Here is a 19,593-nt window from a genome sequence, read left to right on the forward strand (position 1 = left end):
CATGGTGCTTGGCAAACCGCAAACAGACCCGACTCTCGAATGGTTCTTGTCTCATTGCCATATTCATAAGTACCCATCGAAGAGCACGCTGATTCACCAGGGTGAAAAAGCGGAAACGTTGTATTACATCGTTAAAGGCTCCGTGGCAGTGCTGATCAAAGATGAAGAAGGGAAAGAAATGATCCTTTCTTATCTGAATCAGGGCGATTTTATTGGTGAATTAGGCCTCTTCGAAGAAGGTCAGGAACGTAGCGCCTGGGTACGTGCCAAAACCGCATGTGAAGTCGCTGAAATTTCCTACAAAAAATTTCGCCAATTAATCCAGGTTAACCCGGATATTCTGATGCGCCTGTCTTCTCAGATGGCTCGTCGTCTGCAGGTCACGTCTGAAAAAGTGGGCAACCTTGCCTTCCTCGACGTAACCGGTCGTATTGCGCAGACTCTGCTGAATCTGGCGAAACAGCCTGATGCGATGACCCACCCGGACGGCATGCAGATTAAAATCACCCGTCAGGAAATCGGCCAGATCGTTGGCTGCTCCCGTGAGACCGTCGGTCGTATTCTGAAGATGCTGGAAGATCAGAACCTGATCTCCGCACACGGTAAGACCATCGTCGTCTACGGCACGCGTTAACCCCATCGAAGTGGCGCGTTACCCAGTAATGCGCCACTTTTGTTTACTCCGATGTGGCGAAGACTGATATACCACCCAGAGATCAACTACGCACTACGACAAACGCTGGTGCTATGTTTACCTGTGGCTGTTGGTCTGATCATCGGTCAGCTTCATTTGGGGCTTCTCTTTTCTCTCGTCCCTGCTTGCTGCAACATTGCCGGTCTTGATACCCCGCACAAGCGCTTTTTCAAACGCTTAGTCATTGGTGCATCGCTGTTTGCCGGGTGCAGCTTGATCATGCAGCTACTGCTTGCGCAAACTATACCGCTACCATTGATCCTCACCAGCCTGACGCTCATTCTTGGCGTAACCGCCGAGCTAAGCCCCTTGCATGCGCGATTACTGCCAGCCTCGCTTATCGCGGCGATTTTCACGCTCAGCCTGGCCGGGAATATGCCCGTCTGGGAGCCGCTGCTGATCTACGCGCTGGGCACGTTATGGTATGGCCTGTTCAACTGGTTCTGGTTCTGGATGTGGCGCGAGCAACCGCTCCGCGAATCGCTCAGCTTGCTGTACCGTGAATTAGCCGATTACTGTGAAGCCAAGTACAGCATGCTGACCCAGCATGCCGACCCAGAAAAAGCGCTGCCTCCCCTGCTGGTTCGCCAACAAAAGGCGGTGGATCTGATTACCCAGTGCTATCAGCAAATGCATATGCTGTCGGCACATCACAACAACGAATACAAACGCCTGCTGCGTGCCTTTCAGGAGGCGCTGGATTTACAGGAGCATATTTCCGTTAGCCTCCACCAGCCAGAAGAAGTGCAAAAACTGGTTGAGCGTAGCCACGCGGAGCAGGTAATTCGCTGGAACGCGCGAACCGTCGCCGAACGCCTTCGGGTACTGGCCGATGATATTTTGTATCACCGCTTGCCGACCCGTTTCTCGATGGAAAAGCAGATTGGCACGCTGGAGAAAATCGCCAGGCAGCATCCGGACAATCCGGTGGGGCAATTTTGCTACTGGCACTTCAGCCGTATTGCCCGCGTGCTACGGACCCAGCGCCCGCTGTATGCCCGTGACTTAATGGCTGACAAGCAGCGTCGGTTGCCGCTGATCCCTGCCCTGAAAAACTACCTGTCGTTGAAATCCCCAGCGCTGCGCAATGCCGGACGCATCAGCGTTATGTTGAGTATCGCCAGCCTGATGGGCAGTGCCTTACACCTGCCAAAGCCTTACTGGATTTTGATGACAGTCCTGTTTGTTACGCAAAATGGCTACGGGGCGACCCGGGTGCGCATCTTACACCGTTCCGTAGGTACGCTCGTTGGACTGGTTATTGCCGGCGTCACGTTGCACTTTCATATTCCCGAAGGTTTCACGCTGGCGGCCATGCTGCTGATCACCCTGGTGAGCTATCTGATCATCCGTAAAAACTACGGCTGGGCTACCGTCGGTTTTACGGTAACGGCGGTATACACCCTGCAACTGCTGACGCTGAACGGGGAAGAGTTTATCGTGCCGCGGTTTGTCGATACGGTCATTGGCTGCTTAATCGCCTTTGGCGGCACGCTCTGGCTGTGGCCACAGTGGCAGAGCGGTCTGCTGCGTAAAAACGCCCACGATGCGTTAGAAGCCGACCAGGAGGCCATTCGTCTGATCCTCAGCAACGATCCACAGGCCACGCCGCTGGCGTATCAACGCATGCGCGTCAACCAGACGCAAAACACGCTGTTCAACTCGCTGAACCAGGCAATGCAGGAGCCGGGATTTAACTCGCACTACCTTGCAGACATGAAACTGTGGGTCACGCACAGCCAGTTCATCGTTGAACACATCAACGCGATGACCACGCTGGCAAGGGAACATACGATGCTGACGCCGGATTTGGCGCAGCGGTATCTGGAGTCCTGTGAAATTGCACTCCAGCGTTGTCAGCAGCGGCTGGAATATGATGGGCCGGGAAGCTCGGGAGATGTGAATATTCTCGAAGCGCCAGAGATGCTGTCCCATGGTCCGTTAAGCACCCTTGAGCAGCATCTGCAGCGGGTTCTTGGGCATCTGAACACCATGCATACCATTTCGTCGGTAGCATGGCGTCAGCGACCGCACCACGGGATCTGGCTGAGCCGCCGACTACGGGACATGAAGGGTTAAGAGATTTGCCGGATGCGCTACGCTTATCCGGCCAACGAATCACACCTTACCCTGTAGGCCGGATAAGGCGCGCGCGCCGCCATCCGGCAATCAGCCCACCACCTTCGCTACCGCCTGCGCGAAACGCTGCATCCCTTCATCGATATCCGCCTGCTCCACCACCAGCGACGGCGCGAAACGCATCACGTCCGGCCCGGCGTTCAGCACCATCACCCCTTCGTGTGCGGCGGCATAGAGGAAATCGCGCGCTCGGCCTTTAAACTGCGGCTTCAGCTCGGCGCCAATCAGCAGCCCCATCCCGCGAATATCGCTGAAAATATCGAACTGTTGATCAATCTTGTGCAAATGCTGGACAAACGCCTGACGCCGGGCCTGAATGCCTCCCAGCACGTCCGGCGTGTTGATGATATCAAACGCTGCCCCCGCTACCGCGCAGGCCAGCGGGTTACCGCCGTAGGTGGAGCCGTGCGAACCCACGTGGAACGCGGAGGCAATCTCCTGAGTGGTCAACACCGCACTTACCGGGAAGCCGCCACCGAGCGCCTTCGCGCTGGTGAGGATATCCGGCGTCACGCCGTAGTGCATATAGGCAAATAAATCGCCGGTACGCCCCATCCCGCTCTGCACTTCATCAAATACCAACAGCGCCTGGTGCTGGTCACAAAGTTCACGCAAACCTTGCAGGAATTCCGGCGTTGCCGCAGTGACGCCGCCCTCTCCCTGAATAGGCTCAACCACCACCGCGCAGGTGTGATCGTCCATCACCGCTTTGACCGCATGCAGATCGTTAAACGGGACATGGATGATATCCGCCGGTTTTGGCCCAAAGCCGTCGGAGTATTTCGGCTGCCCACCAACGGATACGGTAAACAGCGAGCGGCCGTGAAACGCATTATGGAAGGCAATGATTTTGGTTTTGAACGGGCTATGACGCACGCAGGCATAGTGGCGCGCCAGCTTAAAGGCGGTTTCGTTGGCTTCAGTACCGGAGTTCATGAACAGCACGCGCTCGGCAAAGGTCGCATCAATGATTTTACGGCCTAAGCGCAACGCCGGTTCGTTGGTAAAAACGTTGCTGGTATGCCACAGGGTTTCACCCTGGGTTTTTAACGCCTCAACCAATGCCGGATGGCAATGCCCTAACGCGGTCACTGCAATGCCGCCCGCGAAATCAACATACTCTTTGCCCTGTTGATCCCACACTCGACTCCCTTTTCCTTTTACCGGGATAAACTCAGCCGGTGCATAAATCGGCAGAATCACTTCATCGAATGTCGCGCGCGTAATTGCAGTTTGTTCAATTGCCATGTCATTACCACCCTGTTAAGCAGAAACGCCAGTGAAATTATAATCACAAAATATGAATAAAAAATCACTGAATAGCAACTACAAATCAGCGATTGAGAAAATTAGCCAGCAGCTGATGCCCCTGTTCGCTGAGAATACTCTCCGGGTGAAACTGTACCCCTTCCATATCCCACTCGCGGTGACGAATGCCCATAATCTCCTGCGTTTCACTCCAGGCTGTCACCTCAAAGCACTCGGGAAGCGTCTCAGGGGCAACCACCAGAGAGTGGTAGCGCGTCACCGTTAATGGATTAGCGAGTCCCTGAAAAACACCCTGCCCGGTATGGGTAATCGGCGAGGTTTTACCGTGCATCACTTTAGCCGCCCGAACCACGCTCGCGCCAAAGGCCTGCGCCATCGCCTGGTGACCAAGACAAACACCCAACAAGGGAAGCTTACCGGCGAAATGACGAATAACGTCCAGTGAGATACCGGCGTCATCCGGCGTGCATGGTCCAGGGGAAATCACGATTTTTTGCGGGTTCAGCGCGTCGATTTGCGCCAGCGTCAGCTCGTCGTTGCGCCGGACAAGGACATCAGCACCCAGTTCGCAGAAGTATTGGTACAGGTTCCAGGTAAAAGAATCATAGTTATCAATAAGCAGGATCATGGCGGCTCCGGTACATAAGAACCGCGCTATTCTACTCAGTTTCCGGGGCTTCGCTTACCACTTTACGAAATATCGCCCGCAGTGCAGACAGGTCACCCATCGCCCCGCTCTGATTAGCCTGATTCCACTCCTCAACCGGAATGCCATCCCAGCTCAGCATATACCCGGCATGAATCGCTAACTGTTCGAAGAAAATACGCTGCGCCAGGCCACTGCCAATGCGAAACGGATGCAGCACATTGATTTCGCAATAATAGTGCGCAAGACGATCGACAAACTTGTCTTCCGGTAATCCCACCAGCCAGGACTCATCTTCCAGGTCCTGCATCAGCGCATTGCCCTCTTTCTCGATATAGGCGAAGTGGCAAAAGCGAGTATCGCCCTGGTAAATATCGACTTCACGCAGGTGTCCCGCCCAGTCAAAAATATCCCGATACAGCTGGCGATGAATGGCGCACAGGTGCGGTAAGCCCCGTTTAAGCGGCCCCAATTCGATAGTCGCCGCACGCAGCGCTGTCAGTTCATAAGCCGCCTGCGCTAAACGCTGCGCCTGATGAATCCCCAGACGGTTACGCATGACATTCAGGCCCGGATATAAATACGGGTCGCGACCATCACCGAATTTATCGCTCATAGTGCCTCCTCAGCTCTTCAAGACGCGCCAGGGCGTCTTCAGCACTCAGAGTAACCCGTGGAATATCTACGCCTTCCAGCCGTCGGCTGGCCTGGAAATTGGCGTTTCGCCGTTGTTCCCACAGCCTGGACTTTTGTTTATCGGTGAGTTTTTTCACGTGACCTCCCTGAATGAGCCGACACTTGCCACAAGTATAAGCAGCAATTTCGGGTTACGCAGAGAGAGGGGTGAACGCGGGCAAGAACTACCCGCGCAAGATACGATTACGGCAGGACTTTAGCAGAAAGGATAACAATCGGTTTTGACGGGACATTCTGGTATGGACCGACATCATGGGTCTGTACCTGAGAGATCTTATCCGCGACATCCATACCTTTCACAACTTTACCGAAAACAGCGTAGCCAAAGTCGCGCTGGCCGTGATCGAGGAAAGCGTTATCTGCAATGTTGATAAAGAACTGGCTGGTCGCGCTATCTTTATCCGCTGTACGCGCCATAGCAATCGTGCCGCGAGTGTTACGCAGTCCGTTATCGGCTTCATTCTTGATTGGCGGGTTAGGTTTCTTCTGCTGCATCTGCTCGGTAAAACCGCCGCCCTGCACCATGAAGCCTGGGATCACACGGTGGAACGTGGTGTTGTTATAGAAACCACTGTTGACATAATCGACAAAGTTTTGCACTGAAACCGGGGCTTTCTGACTGTTCAGCTCCAGCTCAATGTTACCAGCAGAGGTTGTCAGCAGAACATGTGGATCACCTTTTGCTGCCAGTGCTGCGGGGGAGAGAGCAGAAAGAGCGAGAACAGCTGCAACAGCCGCCAGAGTCGATTTGAGCATGAGAATTCCTTAACAAGAGCAGAAATGAAGCAAGTGAATTGATTCTAAAGAGCCTTCAAGGACAAGGCCATCCCTTTACTTAATTTTACGTACCTGAAACAAATGTAACCTCATGGCTGCAAGTATCAATGTGATCAAGATCACATAGAAAAATGTAACGCACCAAGTTATTACCGATAAATATTTAAATGCGTCACTAAAGCGCCTAAAATCTGCCCGCTCACGGCGCAGTCAATGCGCCTTACACTTCTATACAGGCCAGTCATGACTAACAGCAATCGCATCAAGCTCACATGGATTAGCTTTCTCTCCTACGCCCTGACAGGTGCGTTGGTAATTGTCACCGGGATGGTGATGGGAAACATCGCAGATTACTTCCATTTGCCCGTTTCCAGCATGAGTAACACCTTCACCTTCCTGAATGCCGGCATTCTGATCTCTATCTTTCTGAATGCATGGTTAATGGAAATCGTGCCACTGAAAACCCAGTTGCGCTTCGGCTTTATCCTGATGGTACTGGCCGTTGCCGGACTGATGTTCAGCCATAGCCTGGCCTTGTTCTCCGCCGCCATGTTTGTATTGGGCCTGGTAAGCGGTATTACCATGTCGATTGGTACGTTCCTGGTAACTCAAATGTACGAAGGTCGCCAGCGCGGTTCCCGCCTGCTGTTTACTGACTCTTTCTTCAGCATGGCCGGCATGATTTTCCCGATGGTTGCCGCGTTCCTGTTAGCACGCAGCATCGAATGGTATTGGGTCTATGCCTGCATCGGCCTCGTATACGTCGCCATTTTCCTGCTGACCTTCGGTTGTGAATTCCCGGCACTGGGTAAACACGCTCAGCAGTCAGACGCGCCGGTAGTAAAAGAAAAATGGGGGATTGGCGTGCTGTTTCTGGCGATCGCTGCACTGTGCTACATCCTCGGTCAGTTGGGTTTTATCTCCTGGGTCCCGGAGTACGCCAAAAGTCTGGGCATGAGCCTGAACGATGCGGGTAAACTGGTCAGCGACTTCTGGATGTCTTACATGGTTGGCATGTGGGCATTTAGCTTTATTCTGCGTTTCTTCGATTTGCAGCGCATCCTGACCGTACTGGCGGGTCTGGCTACCGTCCTGATGTATCTGTTTATCACCGGTACGCCAGAGCATATGCCGTGGTTTATTATGACGCTGGGCTTCTTCTCCAGTGCGATTTATACCACCATCATTACCCTTGGCTCCCAGCAGACGAAGGTCGCCTCACCCAAACTGGTTAACTTCGTTCTGACCTGCGGTACCATCGGCACCATGCTCACTTTCGTCGTCACCGGCCCTATCGTGGCACACAGCGGCCCGCAGGCGGCATTGCAAACAGCTAACGGCTTGTATGCGGTTGTATTCGTGATGTGCTTTATTCTTGGGTTTGTCACGCGCCATCGCCAGCATAACGCCCCAGCAGCGCATTAATCTCACTGCCGGATGGTATCCACATCATCCGGCACATTCTCACCCTCCTCTTCTTTCATTGGTCATGTAGGCCAATTCTTACAAAAACCCCTTAATTTGTACGCTATTTATACAAACACGAAAACCCAAATAATTCCGTCACTTATAAAAATGCTGACAAATCAGTTATATACCTCTTAAGGAGTATATAAGGGCGAATTTGATTTGTATCAATAAGCGCGGTAGCTGAATCGTTAAGGTAGGCAGTAATAGAAAAGAAATCGAGGCAAAAATGAGCAAAGTCAGACTCGCTATTATCGGTAATGGTATGGTCGGCCATCGCTTTATTGAGGATCTTCTTGATAAATCCGACGCTGCCAATTTTGATATTACCGTCTTCTGTGAAGAACCCCGCAAAGCGTACGACCGTGTACACCTGTCTTCCTACTTCTCCCACCACACCGCCGAAGAGCTTTCTCTGGTGCGTGAAGGATTCTACGAGAAGCACGGCGTTAAGGTGTTAGTGGGCGAGCGCGCAATTACCATTAACCGCCAGGAGAAGGTAATCCACTCCAGCGCAGGTCGTACGGTTTACTACGATAAGCTGATCATGGCGACGGGCTCTTACCCGTGGATCCCACCGATTAAAGGTTCGGAAACCCAGGACTGCTTCGTTTACCGCACCATCGAAGACCTCAACGCCATTGAGTCTTGCGCGCGCCGCAGCAAACGCGGTGCTGTTGTCGGCGGTGGTCTACTGGGCCTAGAAGCCGCCGGTGCGCTGAAAAGCCTCGGCGTTGAAACCCACGTGATTGAATTCGCCCCAATGCTGATGGCTGAACAGCTGGATCATATGGGTGGCGAGCAGTTACGTCGCAAAATTGAAAGCATGGGCGTGCGTGTGCACACCAGCAAAAACACCAAAGAGATCGTTCAGGAAGGCACCGAAGCGCGCAAAACCATGCGTTTTGCCGACGGTAGCGAACTGGAAGTCGATTTCATCGTCTTCTCTACCGGTATTCGTCCACGCGACAAACTGGCCACCCAGTGCGGTCTGGACGTCGCGCCACGCGGCGGGATCGTCATTAACGACACTTGCCAGACATCTGACCCGGACATCTATGCCATCGGCGAATGCGCCAGCTGGAACAACCGCGTGTATGGTCTGGTCGCTCCAGGCTATAAAATGGCGCAGGTTGCCGTTGACCATATTCTCGAAACTGAAAACGCCTTTGAAGGCGCGGACCTGAGCGCCAAGCTGAAGCTGCTCGGCGTTGACGTCGGCGGTATTGGCGACGCGCATGCGCGCACGCCGGGCGCCCGTAGCTACGTCTATCTCGACGAAAGCAAAGAAGTCTACAAACGCCTGATCGTTAGCGAAGATAACAAAACCCTGCTCGGCGCGGTTCTGGTGGGCGACACCAGCGATTACGGCAATCTGCTGCAACTGGTGCTGAACGCCATCGAACTGCCGGAAAACCCGGATTCACTGATTCTGCCAGCACACGCAGGCAGCGGTAAGCCGTCTATCGGTGTCGATAAACTGCCGGACAGCGCGCAGATTTGCTCCTGTTTTGACGTCACCAAAGGCATGCTGGTTGCCGCTATCAACAAGGGCTGCCATACAGTTGCGGCGCTGAAAGCGGAAACCAAAGCCGGTACCGGCTGCGGCGGGTGTATCCCGCTGGTAACGCAGGTCCTGAACGCCGAACTGGCGAAACAGGGTATCGAAGTTAACAACAACCTGTGTGAACACTTCCCGTACTCACGTCAGGAACTGTTCCATCTCATCCGCGTAGAAGGCATCAAAACCTTCGAAGAGCTGCTGGCAAAACACGGGAAAGGTTACGGCTGCGAAGTGTGTAAACCTACCGTAGGTTCCCTGCTGGCTTCCTGCTGGAATGAGTACATCCTCAAACCGCAGCACACGCCGTTGCAGGACACCAACGACAATTTCCTGGCAAACATCCAGAAAGACGGTACTTATTCCGTGATCCCGCGCTCTGCGGGTGGCGAAATTACCCCTGAAGGCCTGGTTGCTGTGGGCCGTATCGCGCGTGAATTTAACCTGTACACCAAAATTACCGGTTCTCAGCGTATCGGCCTGTTCGGCGCGCAGAAAGATGACCTGCCGGAAATCTGGCGTCAGCTGATTGAAGCCGGTTTTGAAACCGGTCACGCGTATGCCAAAGCGCTGCGTATGGCAAAAACCTGCGTAGGCAGCACCTGGTGCCGTTACGGCGTCGGCGATAGCGTGGGCTTCGGCGTGGAGCTGGAAAATCGCTACAAAGGCATTCGTACCCCGCACAAAATGAAGTTCGGCGTCTCCGGCTGTACCCGTGAATGTGCGGAAGCTCAGGGTAAAGACGTGGGTATCATCGCCACTGAGAAAGGCTGGAACCTGTACGTTTGCGGTAACGGCGGGATGAAACCTCGTCATGCAGACCTGCTGGCAGCGGATATCGATCGCGAAACGCTGCTCAAATACCTTGACCGTTTCATGATGTTCTACATCCGTACTGCCGACAAACTGACCCGTACCGCACCGTGGTTAGACAATCTGGAAGGCGGTATTGAGTATCTGAAGTCCGTCATCATCGACGACAAGTTGGGTCTAAACCAGCATCTTGAAGAAGAGATGGCCCGTCTGCGTGAAGCTGTGGTGTGTGAGTGGACAGAAACCGTTAACACCCCATCCGCGCAGGTTCGCTTCAAACACTTTATCAACAGCGAAAAACGCGATCCGAATGTCCAGGTTGTGCCTGAACGTGAACAACATCGTCCGGCCACGCCTTATGAGCGTATCCCGGTGACTCTGGTGGAGGAAAACGCATGAGCCAGTGGAAAAACATCTGCAAAATCGATGACATTCTGCCTGCAACAGGCGTCTGCGCCCTGTTAGGTAACGAGCAGGTTGCGATTTTCCGCCCGTATCACAGCGACCAGGTGTTTGCGATCAGCAACATCGACCCGTTCTTTGAGTCCAGCGTGCTTTCTCGTGGGCTGATTGCTGAACATCAGGGCGAATTGTGGGTTGCCAGCCCGCTGAAAAAACAGCGTTTTCGCTTAAGCGACGGTCTGTGCATGGAAGACGAACAGTTCTCCGTGAAACATTACGAAGCGCGAGTGAAAGACGGCACGGTGCAACTGCGCGGTTAATTAATTTTGGGAGGCGCAACGCCTCCCCTTTTTTGACGTATTTGTAGGTCTTTTATTGGTAGGCCTGATAAGCGTAGCGCCATCAGGCAATTGCACAGGCACATTGTCGGATGGCGGCATAAATGCCTTATCCGGCCTACGGTTACGATTTCTTTTTATTGTTTGTACTTCAAGGATAATCAACACATGTTCACAGACACTATTAATAAGTGTGCGGCTAACGCTGCGCGCATCGCACGCCTGTCGGCTAATAACCCGCTTGGATTCTGGATCAGTTCGGCAATGGCGGGAGCCTATGTGGGTCTCGGCATCATTCTTATTTTCACCCTCGGTAATCTGCTCGACCCGTCCGTTCGTCCTCTGGTGATGGGTGCAACCTTTGGTATCGCCTTAACGCTGGTCATTATTGCCGGTTCGGAACTGTTTACCGGTCACACCATGTTTCTGACGCTCGGCGTCAAAGCAGGCACCATCAGCCACGGTCAGATGTGGGCAATCCTGCCAAAAACATGGCTGGGTAACCTGGTCGGTTCCGTGTTTGTCGCCCTGCTTTACAGCTGGGGTGGCGGTAGCCTGCTGCCGGTCGATACCAGCATCGTCCATTCGGTTGCTCTGGCGAAAACGACCGCGCCTGCGATGGTTTTGTTCTTTAAAGGCGCACTGTGTAACTGGTTGGTTTGTCTGGCAATCTGGATGGCAATCCGTACCGAAGGCGCGGCAAAATTCCTCGCTATCTGGTGGTGTCTGCTGGCGTTTATCGCTTCCGGCTACGAGCACTCCGTTGCCAACATGACGCTGTTTGCCCTCTCCTGGTTCGGCCACCACAGCGAAGCCTATACCCTGTCAGGAATTGGTCATAACCTGTTGTGGGTGACACTCGGTAATACTTTGTCCGGTGTCGTATTCATGGGATTGGGTTATTGGTATGCTACGCCAAAATCGGAGCGTCCGGCTCCGGCAAAAATCAATCAGCCAGAGGCTGCTGCCAATAATTAAGGGGTAATGTCGTGGATCATTTGCCTATATTTTGTCAACTACGTGACCGCGACTGCTTGATCGTCGGCGGTGGTGATGTCGCAGAACGCAAAGCGCGGTTATTGCTGGAAGCGGGCGCCCGTTTAACGGTTAATGCGCTGGCGTTTATTCCGCAGTTCAAAGTATGGGCAGATGAAAACATGCTGACGCTGGTTGAGGGGCCGTTCGATGAGTCCCTGCTCGACACCTGCTGGTTGGCTATTGCCGCCACCGATGACGATGCCGTCAACCAAAGCGTCAGCACCGCCGCAGAATCACGTCGTATCTTCTGCAACGTGGTCGATGCGCCAAAAGCAGCCAGTTTTATCATGCCCTCCATTATCGACCGCTCACCGCTGATGGTGGCGGTCTCCTCCGGCGGGACATCGCCAGTGCTGGCCCGTCTGCTGCGTGAAAGGCTTGAATCCGTACTGCCTCAGCATCTGGGCCAGGTCGCGCAGTATGCCGGCAAGTTGCGTTCCCGAGTGAAGCAACAGTTTGCCAGCATGGGTGAACGTCGCCGCTTCTGGGAAAAATTGTTCGTGAATGACCGCCTGGCGCAGTCGTTGGCGAACAATGACCTGAAAGCCGTCGAGGAAACCACTGAGCAAATGCTCAGCGAACCGCTGGATCACCGTGGTGAAGTGGTGCTGGTTGGCGCCGGTCCTGGCGATGCCGGCCTGCTGACGCTGAAAGGGCTACAGCAGATCCAGCAAGCGGATGTCGTGGTCTATGACCGTCTGGTTTCCGACGACATCATGAACCTTGTACGCCGCGATGCAGACCGAGTGTTCGTCGGTAAACGTGCGGGCTATCACTGCGTACCGCAGGAAGAGATCAACCAGATCCTGCTGCGTGAAGCACAACAGGGCAAGCGCGTGGTACGACTGAAAGGTGGCGACCCATTCATCTTTGGCCGCGGTGGCGAAGAGCTGGAAACGCTGTGCCATGCCGGTATCCCATTCTCTGTAGTGCCGGGTATTACCGCAGCCTCCGGTTGTTCTGCCTATTCCGGCATTCCACTGACCCATCGTGATTACGCTCAGAGCGTGCGTCTGGTTACCGGACACCTGAAAACCGGCGGTGAGCTGGACTGGGAAAACCTGGCAGCAGAGAAACAAACGCTGGTGTTCTACATGGGGCTGAACCAGGCGGCCACGATTCAGGAAAAATTGATCGAATTTGGCATGCAGCCCGATATGCCCGTCGCCCTGGTAGAAAACGGTACCTCCGTGAAACAGCATGTCGTCAATGGCGAGCTGACTCAGCTAGGAGAGTTGGCGCAACAGGTTGAAAGCCCAGCGTTAATTATTGTTGGTCGTGTGGTAGGCCTTCGCGATAAGCTGAACTGGTTCTCAAACCATTAATTGAATGCAAATAAATGCCCTGACTCTCAGGGCATTTATTTTCTCGTTTATTATTCATGATTTATTCTCAAACCTGAATTAAGAAAGACTAAACTCATTCACCAACAAAATGAATCTGCGCTCTAATTTATAAAAAACACGTAAAATACCCTATTTATATCCGTACAACCCATAAATCTAATTCACATCCTAAATAATACATGACCATTGAGTAATTTGACGAAGCACGGTCATTCAGTGGCAAAATAATAAATTACCTCGAAATAATTTTATGCCTTCAATGGCATATTTTGTGCGTATTTATTTAAGGATGTCGATTATGCAAAGGAAAAAACTCATTGCTGTGGGTATTGCTCTTGCGTTGCAAACTTACTATCTCCCGGCGATAGCCGCAGATAGTAGCGACGATGACAATGATTGCCCTACTGATATATCCGTATTATCAAAAGCCGAACGTAACAAACTCTCCGCACGCTGCCTGGCAGATTATACAGAACAAGACAATCACTGGGGATGGGTCGCAGGTGGTGTCGCTGCGCTAACAGCTGGTGTAGCGATAGGTATCGATAACAATGGCGGCGGCCATTCCCACCATAATGATACTCCGGCAACCCCATCAGATAATGGCGATGTAACGCCCACACCTCCTGACGACGATAGCGGCGATGTAACCCCCACGCCTCCCGATGACGATAGCGGCGATGTAACGCCCACACCTCCTGATGACGATGACGGCAATGTAACCCCCACGCCTCCCGACGACGATGGCGGCGATGTAACCCCCACGCCTCCCGATGACGATGGCGGCGATGTAACACCTACACCACCTGATGATACCTCTGTTATTACCTTCAGTAACGGCGTCACCATCGATAAAGGCCTGAACACACTGACATTTGACGGCATCAAGCTGGATAGCGGCACGGACCTCGGCGGCGCCGTATGGAATTACGTCGAACAGGACGATCGGTGGCAGATCGCGTTACAAGACGGTAAAACGCTGCTGGTTTCCGACTGGAAAGTGACAGACGAGAATGCCGCCGTCATTGAAGGTACGGTACAAGGAAGCGGCCTGTACTGGAAATATGACAGCCAGGGATATCTGATCGTTGCCGATGACCAGACAACCGTCGTCACTGGCGATGACGCATCAAATACTGCCGATCGCGGGGTTGATACCCGTGGTGAAGGTAAAACTGGCGTCATCATCTCCGGCGATCGGACAAACAACGCGTTAAGCGGTGATTCCTCCGTCAGCGATGGTGCGGTCGGCATCGTCATTACCGGTGACAACACCACCAATACGATTTCAGGACAAAGCAACGTCGACGGCGCAACCGGCGCGCTGATTTCAGGTAACGGCACCACCACCCGCATTTCCGGTGGCATTGACGTCACAGGTGGCGGCACCGGCATGGTGATCGATGGCAACGAAACCACGGTGGCGAATACCGGCACCTCTAACATCAGCGGTCAAGGTTCAACCGGCTCCATCGTCAATGGCGACAACTCGCACGTTATCAACGATGGCGAACTCTATGTGGCCGACGGCGCTACCGGGGCAAAGATTACCGGTGATGATGTCCTCATCGACAATAAAGGCGATACCACCGCCAGCGGCGCAGGTTCTACCGGGCTATATATTGACGGCGACAACGCAACCATTAACAGCGAAGGGAAGCAGGATATTTCCGGTGGCGCAACGGGCATCCTGATTAACGGCAACAGCGCCACCTTCGATAATATCGGCACCACCGATGTCAGCGGCGCAGGCTCTATCGGTATCAGCATCACCGGCGACAAAACGCGCATTACTAACGATGGCGAACTAAACGTTACCGACGGCGCGACCGGAGCCAAAATGACCGGTGACGGTGCGGTGATTGATAACACCGGCGACTCAACGGTCTCCGGCGCGGGATCTACCGGGCTGTACATCGCGGGAAATAAGGCGCTGGTTATTGGCGAAGGAGATCAAACCATTGCGCAGGGCGCAACGGGTACCGTCATTGCGGGCGATAATTCCCGAATCGCGAATACGGGTGATATCACCGTTGATGGTGCGGGCTCTATCGCTGCAGTCATTGATGGAAATGATAATAGCCTGACTCAGGCAGGCGACATGCTAGTCACCAACGGCGCGACGGGTATCGTCACTGACGGGTCGGGTAACGAAATCAAAAACACCGGCAACGCGACCGTGCGCGATGCAAACTCCGTGGGTTTTGTGATCGATGGTGAAAGAAATGTCTTTAATAATAAAGGAAATATCGACGTCAGCCTGAATGGTACTGGCGCAGAAATGAGTGGCGACTCGTCACAGGCGACGCTGGATGGTGATATCAATGTGACCGCTGTCGAGGACAGCAACGGCCTATACCGTGGTGCACAGGGCCTCGATATGGCGGGTGATAACAATACGCTGAATATTACCGGCAACGTCACAATCAGCGGTGACTATGACGCAGATAGCCAGATGGCCAGCAACAGCGATACCCTCCAGGGAATCACCGTCAGCGGCACGAACAATCAGGTGGATCTAACCGGCTCACTTAACATCAATGTTAGCGATGTGAGCACGGTAAGTGGACAGTGGCTGGATACATACGGCCTCACGGTCAAAGGTGATGGCAATACCGTCAATCTGATGGGCGGTATTGATATCAACTACGCCGAAAATGGCGATGGCGAAGTATCGTCTGTTACAGGCATAAATATAGACGGAGCTAGCAGTGTCACATTAAGCGGTGAGTCCACATTGAATATCACCACCCTCCCCGGCGGCTCAGTGACACTGGCCAATGTACAAAACGGCGGCAGCTTAACGTTAGACCAAAACTCTGTAATTAAAATCACAGAAACAGTTTTGCCCAGTGAGCATTACACCTACAACGCAATATTAACCGCAAAAGGCCAGGGTTCATCGATCGATAATCAGGGAGCCATCGTTGATGACGGCGCTGTCGCCCTATTATTCGCCCGCAGCGGCGCACAGGCAAAAAACAGTGGCGATATTAGCGCCTATGCCACAAGCGGTCATGACAACCGTAATGCAATCACTGCGGCTACCGATCAAGGATCGATAGTTAGCAACGCAGCGGGAGGATCAATCACGCTGGTATCGTCACTAACCCCAGGCAGCGATGGAGGAATAGGAACATTCCCGCTGATTTGGTACAGCAATACGCTGTACGCCATGCTGGCGGAAAACTACGGCGAAGTGAGCAACGAGGCAGGCGCCACAATAAATCTCCAGGGGGCGGGGGTCTATGGCGTATCCGCCAGTAAAGGGACGGCCCTCAATGCCGGAGATATTTACCTGGACGGCTTTGTCCCGACGCTGAACGACGATAATACCGTCGCCAGCAAAAGTTACTGGTCACCATCACAACTCTATCTGACCAGCTCGGCAATGGTGGCAGGCACCACCGACGGTGGTTATGGCGATGCAACCGCCACCAATACAGGCACCATTACCGTCAATAATGCGGGCTTCGGTATGATGGCACTTAACGGCGGCACAGCCATTAACCAGGGCACTATTAACCTGACCGCCGATGCAGGCGTCACCAAAACCGATGATAACCAACTGGTGGGCATGGCGGCGCTGAATGGTGGCATCGTGATTAACGACACCACAGGGACCATCAATATTGATGCCAATTACGGCAAGCCTTTCCTGACTGACAGCAAAAGTACCGTGGTTAACTACGGTACGGTCTGTTATGACAGCAACTGCCAGGGCAGCGACGACTACAACCCAACCGACAGCAACGTTTCCCTTACTTTTGCTGATGGCGATGTCATTACCGCCGCAGGTGAAACGCTTACCGGCGAAACCATCATTACCAATCCGATCGCAACGGAAACCGTACACATTAGCAACGCTGGCACCGTCAGCGGCGGCAAGGTCATCGTTAAAAATTACGGCGATTTAACCAATGCCGACACCGGCAGCATCAGCAGCGTCAGTATTGCAACAGGCGGCACCTATACCAACGAAGGTACAACAGCGGCAGTCTCCGTTGACGGCGGTGTCTTCAACAATACAGGCACAGTGACCGGGAAAACCGGCACCACCGTCGCAGGTTCCATTATCAACAACAGCGGGTCCATGAACACGGTTGAGCAATGGTCCAGCACCATGAACAATACCGGCATCGTGACGGACTGGACCGGCGCATCGGGTGGTGCGGTACTGAACAACAACGCTGGCGGCGAAGTCGATAAACTGACCTTCACCGCGGCGTCAACCGTCAATAACGCGGGCACCGTCAAAAACGGCTCCGTCGATAAAAACGGTACGCTCAATAACCTGGAAGGCGGCGTGATGACGCTGGCGGATAATAGCTTGTGGTCTGGCACCTTCAATAACTGGGGGACAGTGAACAGCGATGCCGATATCGCCACCGGCGGAAGCGGACACACGCTGTACAACGGCAGCACTGGCGTCATTAACGGACAGGTCACTACCTCGAAAAATAATGGCGGCAGTAAAGCCATTAACGACGGCACCATCAACATTGATAAAACTAACAATGTGGCGATGTCCGCGCACGGCAGCGCGAAGATGGTCAATAATGGCACTATCAATGTAGGTACAGTAGGCACCACGCAAACCGGCATGGTCGGGATGCAACTGGAATCAGATGCCAAATCCGATGCGGTGATCGAAAATAACGGCACCATCAATATTTACGCCAGCAACTCCTACGCCTTCAGCCAGTTGGGCAGTAACGGCCATATCGTCAACAACGGCACGGTCTACATTGATGACAACGTGACTGGCTCCGGCTTTATCAAGCAGGATGGTAAAACCATTGAAGGCAGCGGCGAAAACGGCGACGGTACGGAAGTGCATTATGTTGACTTCACGGCCCCCACGGAACCTGCTATTACCGATGGCACGACAACCGTTACCACCAGCGACAGTGCAGATTCATCGGCCACCAACAACCTGTCGGGCTACGTGGTCGGCACCAGCGCTGATGGCAGCGCCGGTAAGTTGATGGTCAGCAATGCCAGCATGAACGGCGTGGAGATTAACACCGGTTTTACCGCAGGTACTGCCGACACCACCGTCAGCTTTGACAACGTGGTCGAGGGCAGCAACCTGTCCGACGCAGGTGCCATTCAGTCCACCTCCGTGGTGTGGAATGCACAGGGCAGCACCGATGCCAGCGGCAACGTTGACGTCACCATGACCAAAAACGCCTATGCCGATGTGGCGACCGATGGTTCTGTCAGTGACGTGGCGCAGGCGCTCGACGCCGGTTACACCAACAACGAGCTGTACACCAGCCTCAACGTTGGCTCCACCGCTGAACTGAACAACGCGCTTAAGCAGGTGAGCGGCAGTCAGGCTATCACCGCGTTCCGTGAAGCCCGCGTGCTAAGCAACCGCTTTACCATGCTGGCCGATGCCGCGCCGCAAATTAAAGATGGCCTGGCGTTCAACGTCGTAGCGAAAGGCGACCCACGCGCTGAGTTGGGCAACGATACCCAGTACGACATGCTGGCATTACGTCAGTCGTTGGATCTCACCGCCAGCCAGAATCTGACGCTGGAGTACGGTATCGCGCGCTTGGACGGTGACGGTTCGAAGACCGCGGGCGACAATGGCCTGACCGGCGGCTACAGCCAGTTCTTTGGTCTGAAGCACAGCATGGCGTTTAATGAAGGTCTGGCGTGGAAGAACAGCCTGCGTTATGACGTACACAACCTCGACAGCAGCCGTTCTGTCTCTTATGGCGACACCAACAAGGTGGCGGATTCCAACGCACGTCAGCAGTATCTTGAGTTCCGCAGCGAAGGGGCGAAAACCTTCACCATGCTCAACGATACGTTGAAAGTCACGCCGTACGCCGGGGTGAAATTCCGTCATACGCTGGAAGGCAGCTATAAAGAGCGTAGTGCGGGTGATTTCAACCTGTCGATGAACTCTGGCAGCGAAACCGCTGTGGATTCCATTGTCGGAATGAAGTTCGACTATACCGGTGAAAATGGCTGGAGCGCCAGCGCCACGCTGGAAGGCGGTCCGAACCTGAGCTACAGCAAAAGCCAGCGTACTGCGTCACTGCAAGGTGCCGCAGGCCAGTCCTTTAGCGTAGACGACGACCAAAAAGGCGGAGGCATCAACGGCCTGGCGACGGTCGGTGTGAAATACAGCGCCAAAGACGCCAGCCTGAATCTGGACGCTTACCAGTGGAAAGAGGACAACATCAGCGATAAAGGCTTTATGTTGAATTTCAGAAAAACATTTCGCTAATTAATTAAACCCGCAGCCTGGTATTATTTATTAATACCAGGCTTTTTTATTTAAATTCAATTCACTAATCGTATGTTTTATATATAAATCGACATGTCCTTTTCTGGACTACTTAAAGTTTATGTTAGTTGATATCTTATCCGGCGAAAAATGGACTTCA

At 53.5% G+C, this 19,593-nt stretch carries 13 protein-coding genes; 8 read left to right on the forward strand and 5 right to left on the reverse strand.

Going from position 1 to position 19,593, the window contains the following annotated elements; translation table 11 throughout:
- Position 1 precedes the first annotated feature (1 nt).
- Positions 2-634 carry a cAMP-activated global transcriptional regulator CRP gene (gene crp / locus OGX90_RS16350; RefSeq protein WP_000242758.1) on the forward strand — a complete coding sequence of 211 codons (633 nt, stop codon included), beginning with the start codon at positions 2-4 and terminating at the stop codon, positions 632-634.
- Positions 635-685: 51 nt separating this feature from the next.
- On the forward strand, positions 686-2,773 hold the full coding sequence (locus OGX90_RS16355; RefSeq protein WP_286624439.1) for a YccS/YhfK family putative transporter: 2,088 nt from the start codon (positions 686-688) through the stop codon (positions 2,771-2,773).
- Between the two features lie 90 nt (positions 2,774-2,863).
- Here the strand turns inward: OGX90_RS16355 and argD are convergent, their stop codons facing one another.
- The 5 genes from argD to ppiA all read right to left on the reverse strand — a co-directional run bounded on the left by argD (position 2,864) and on the right by ppiA (position 6,200).
- The gene (gene argD, locus OGX90_RS16360; RefSeq protein WP_234692972.1) at positions 2,864-4,081 is read right to left on the reverse strand and encodes a bifunctional acetylornithine/succinyldiaminopimelate transaminase; all 1,218 of its coding nucleotides are present in this window, start codon (positions 4,079-4,081) and stop codon (positions 2,864-2,866) included.
- Positions 4,082-4,166: 85 nt separating this feature from the next.
- Positions 4,167-4,730, reverse strand: coding sequence for an aminodeoxychorismate synthase component 2 (gene pabA / locus OGX90_RS16365; protein ID WP_048236932.1), 564 nt, complete (start codon positions 4,728-4,730; stop codon positions 4,167-4,169).
- Between the two features lie 31 nt (positions 4,731-4,761).
- Entirely contained in the window at positions 4,762-5,364 is a 603-nt protein-coding gene (locus OGX90_RS16370; protein ID WP_005121664.1) for a putative adenosine monophosphate-protein transferase Fic, read from the reverse strand.
- Positions 5,354-5,521 carry a FicA/YhfG family antitoxin gene (gene ficA / locus OGX90_RS16375; RefSeq protein WP_003827708.1) on the reverse strand — a complete coding sequence of 56 codons (168 nt, stop codon included), beginning with the start codon at positions 5,519-5,521 and terminating at the stop codon, positions 5,354-5,356. Before ficA ends, OGX90_RS16370 begins: the two co-directional genes overlap by 11 nt.
- Before the next feature lie 106 nt (positions 5,522-5,627).
- Positions 5,628-6,200 (reverse strand): peptidylprolyl isomerase A, encoded by a 573-nt coding sequence (gene ppiA, locus OGX90_RS16380; RefSeq protein ID WP_003023595.1) that lies wholly within the window; start codon positions 6,198-6,200, stop codon positions 5,628-5,630.
- 264 nt (positions 6,201-6,464) lie between these two features.
- Here ppiA and tsgA point away from each other — a divergent pair, with 264 nt between their 5' ends.
- From tsgA to OGX90_RS16410, 6 genes are all read left to right on the forward strand, one after another.
- On the forward strand, positions 6,465-7,646 hold the full coding sequence (gene tsgA, locus OGX90_RS16385; RefSeq protein ID WP_048215419.1) for an MFS transporter TsgA: 1,182 nt from the start codon (positions 6,465-6,467) through the stop codon (positions 7,644-7,646).
- A 271-nt stretch (positions 7,647-7,917) separates the two neighbouring features.
- On the forward strand, positions 7,918-10,461 hold the full coding sequence (nirB, locus tag OGX90_RS16390; protein WP_008786307.1) for an NADPH-nitrite reductase large subunit: 2,544 nt from the start codon (positions 7,918-7,920) through the stop codon (positions 10,459-10,461).
- Positions 10,458-10,784 carry a nitrite reductase small subunit NirD gene (gene nirD / locus OGX90_RS16395; protein WP_003023590.1) on the forward strand — a complete coding sequence of 109 codons (327 nt, stop codon included), beginning with the start codon at positions 10,458-10,460 and terminating at the stop codon, positions 10,782-10,784. The genes nirB and nirD overlap by 4 nt, the downstream gene beginning before the upstream one ends.
- A gap of 186 nt (positions 10,785-10,970) precedes the next feature.
- Positions 10,971-11,780, forward strand: a complete 810-nt coding sequence (gene nirC / locus OGX90_RS16400; RefSeq protein ID WP_008786308.1) for a nitrite transporter NirC — start codon at positions 10,971-10,973, stop codon at positions 11,778-11,780.
- An 11-nt stretch (positions 11,781-11,791) separates the two neighbouring features.
- Complete coding sequence (gene cysG, locus OGX90_RS16405) at positions 11,792-13,165, forward strand: siroheme synthase CysG (protein ID WP_286624309.1); 1,374 nt, start codon at positions 11,792-11,794, stop codon at positions 13,163-13,165.
- Between the two features lie 319 nt (positions 13,166-13,484).
- Positions 13,485-19,433, forward strand: coding sequence for a pectate lyase-fold domain-containing protein (locus tag OGX90_RS16410; protein ID WP_286624310.1), 5,949 nt, complete (start codon positions 13,485-13,487; stop codon positions 19,431-19,433).
- Positions 19,434-19,593: the final 160 nt, after the last annotated feature.

Origin of the sequence: Citrobacter sp. Cpo012 (assembly GCF_030333015.1) — a bacterium.
Lineage (GTDB): Bacteria > Pseudomonadota > Gammaproteobacteria > Enterobacterales > Enterobacteriaceae > Citrobacter > Citrobacter portucalensis.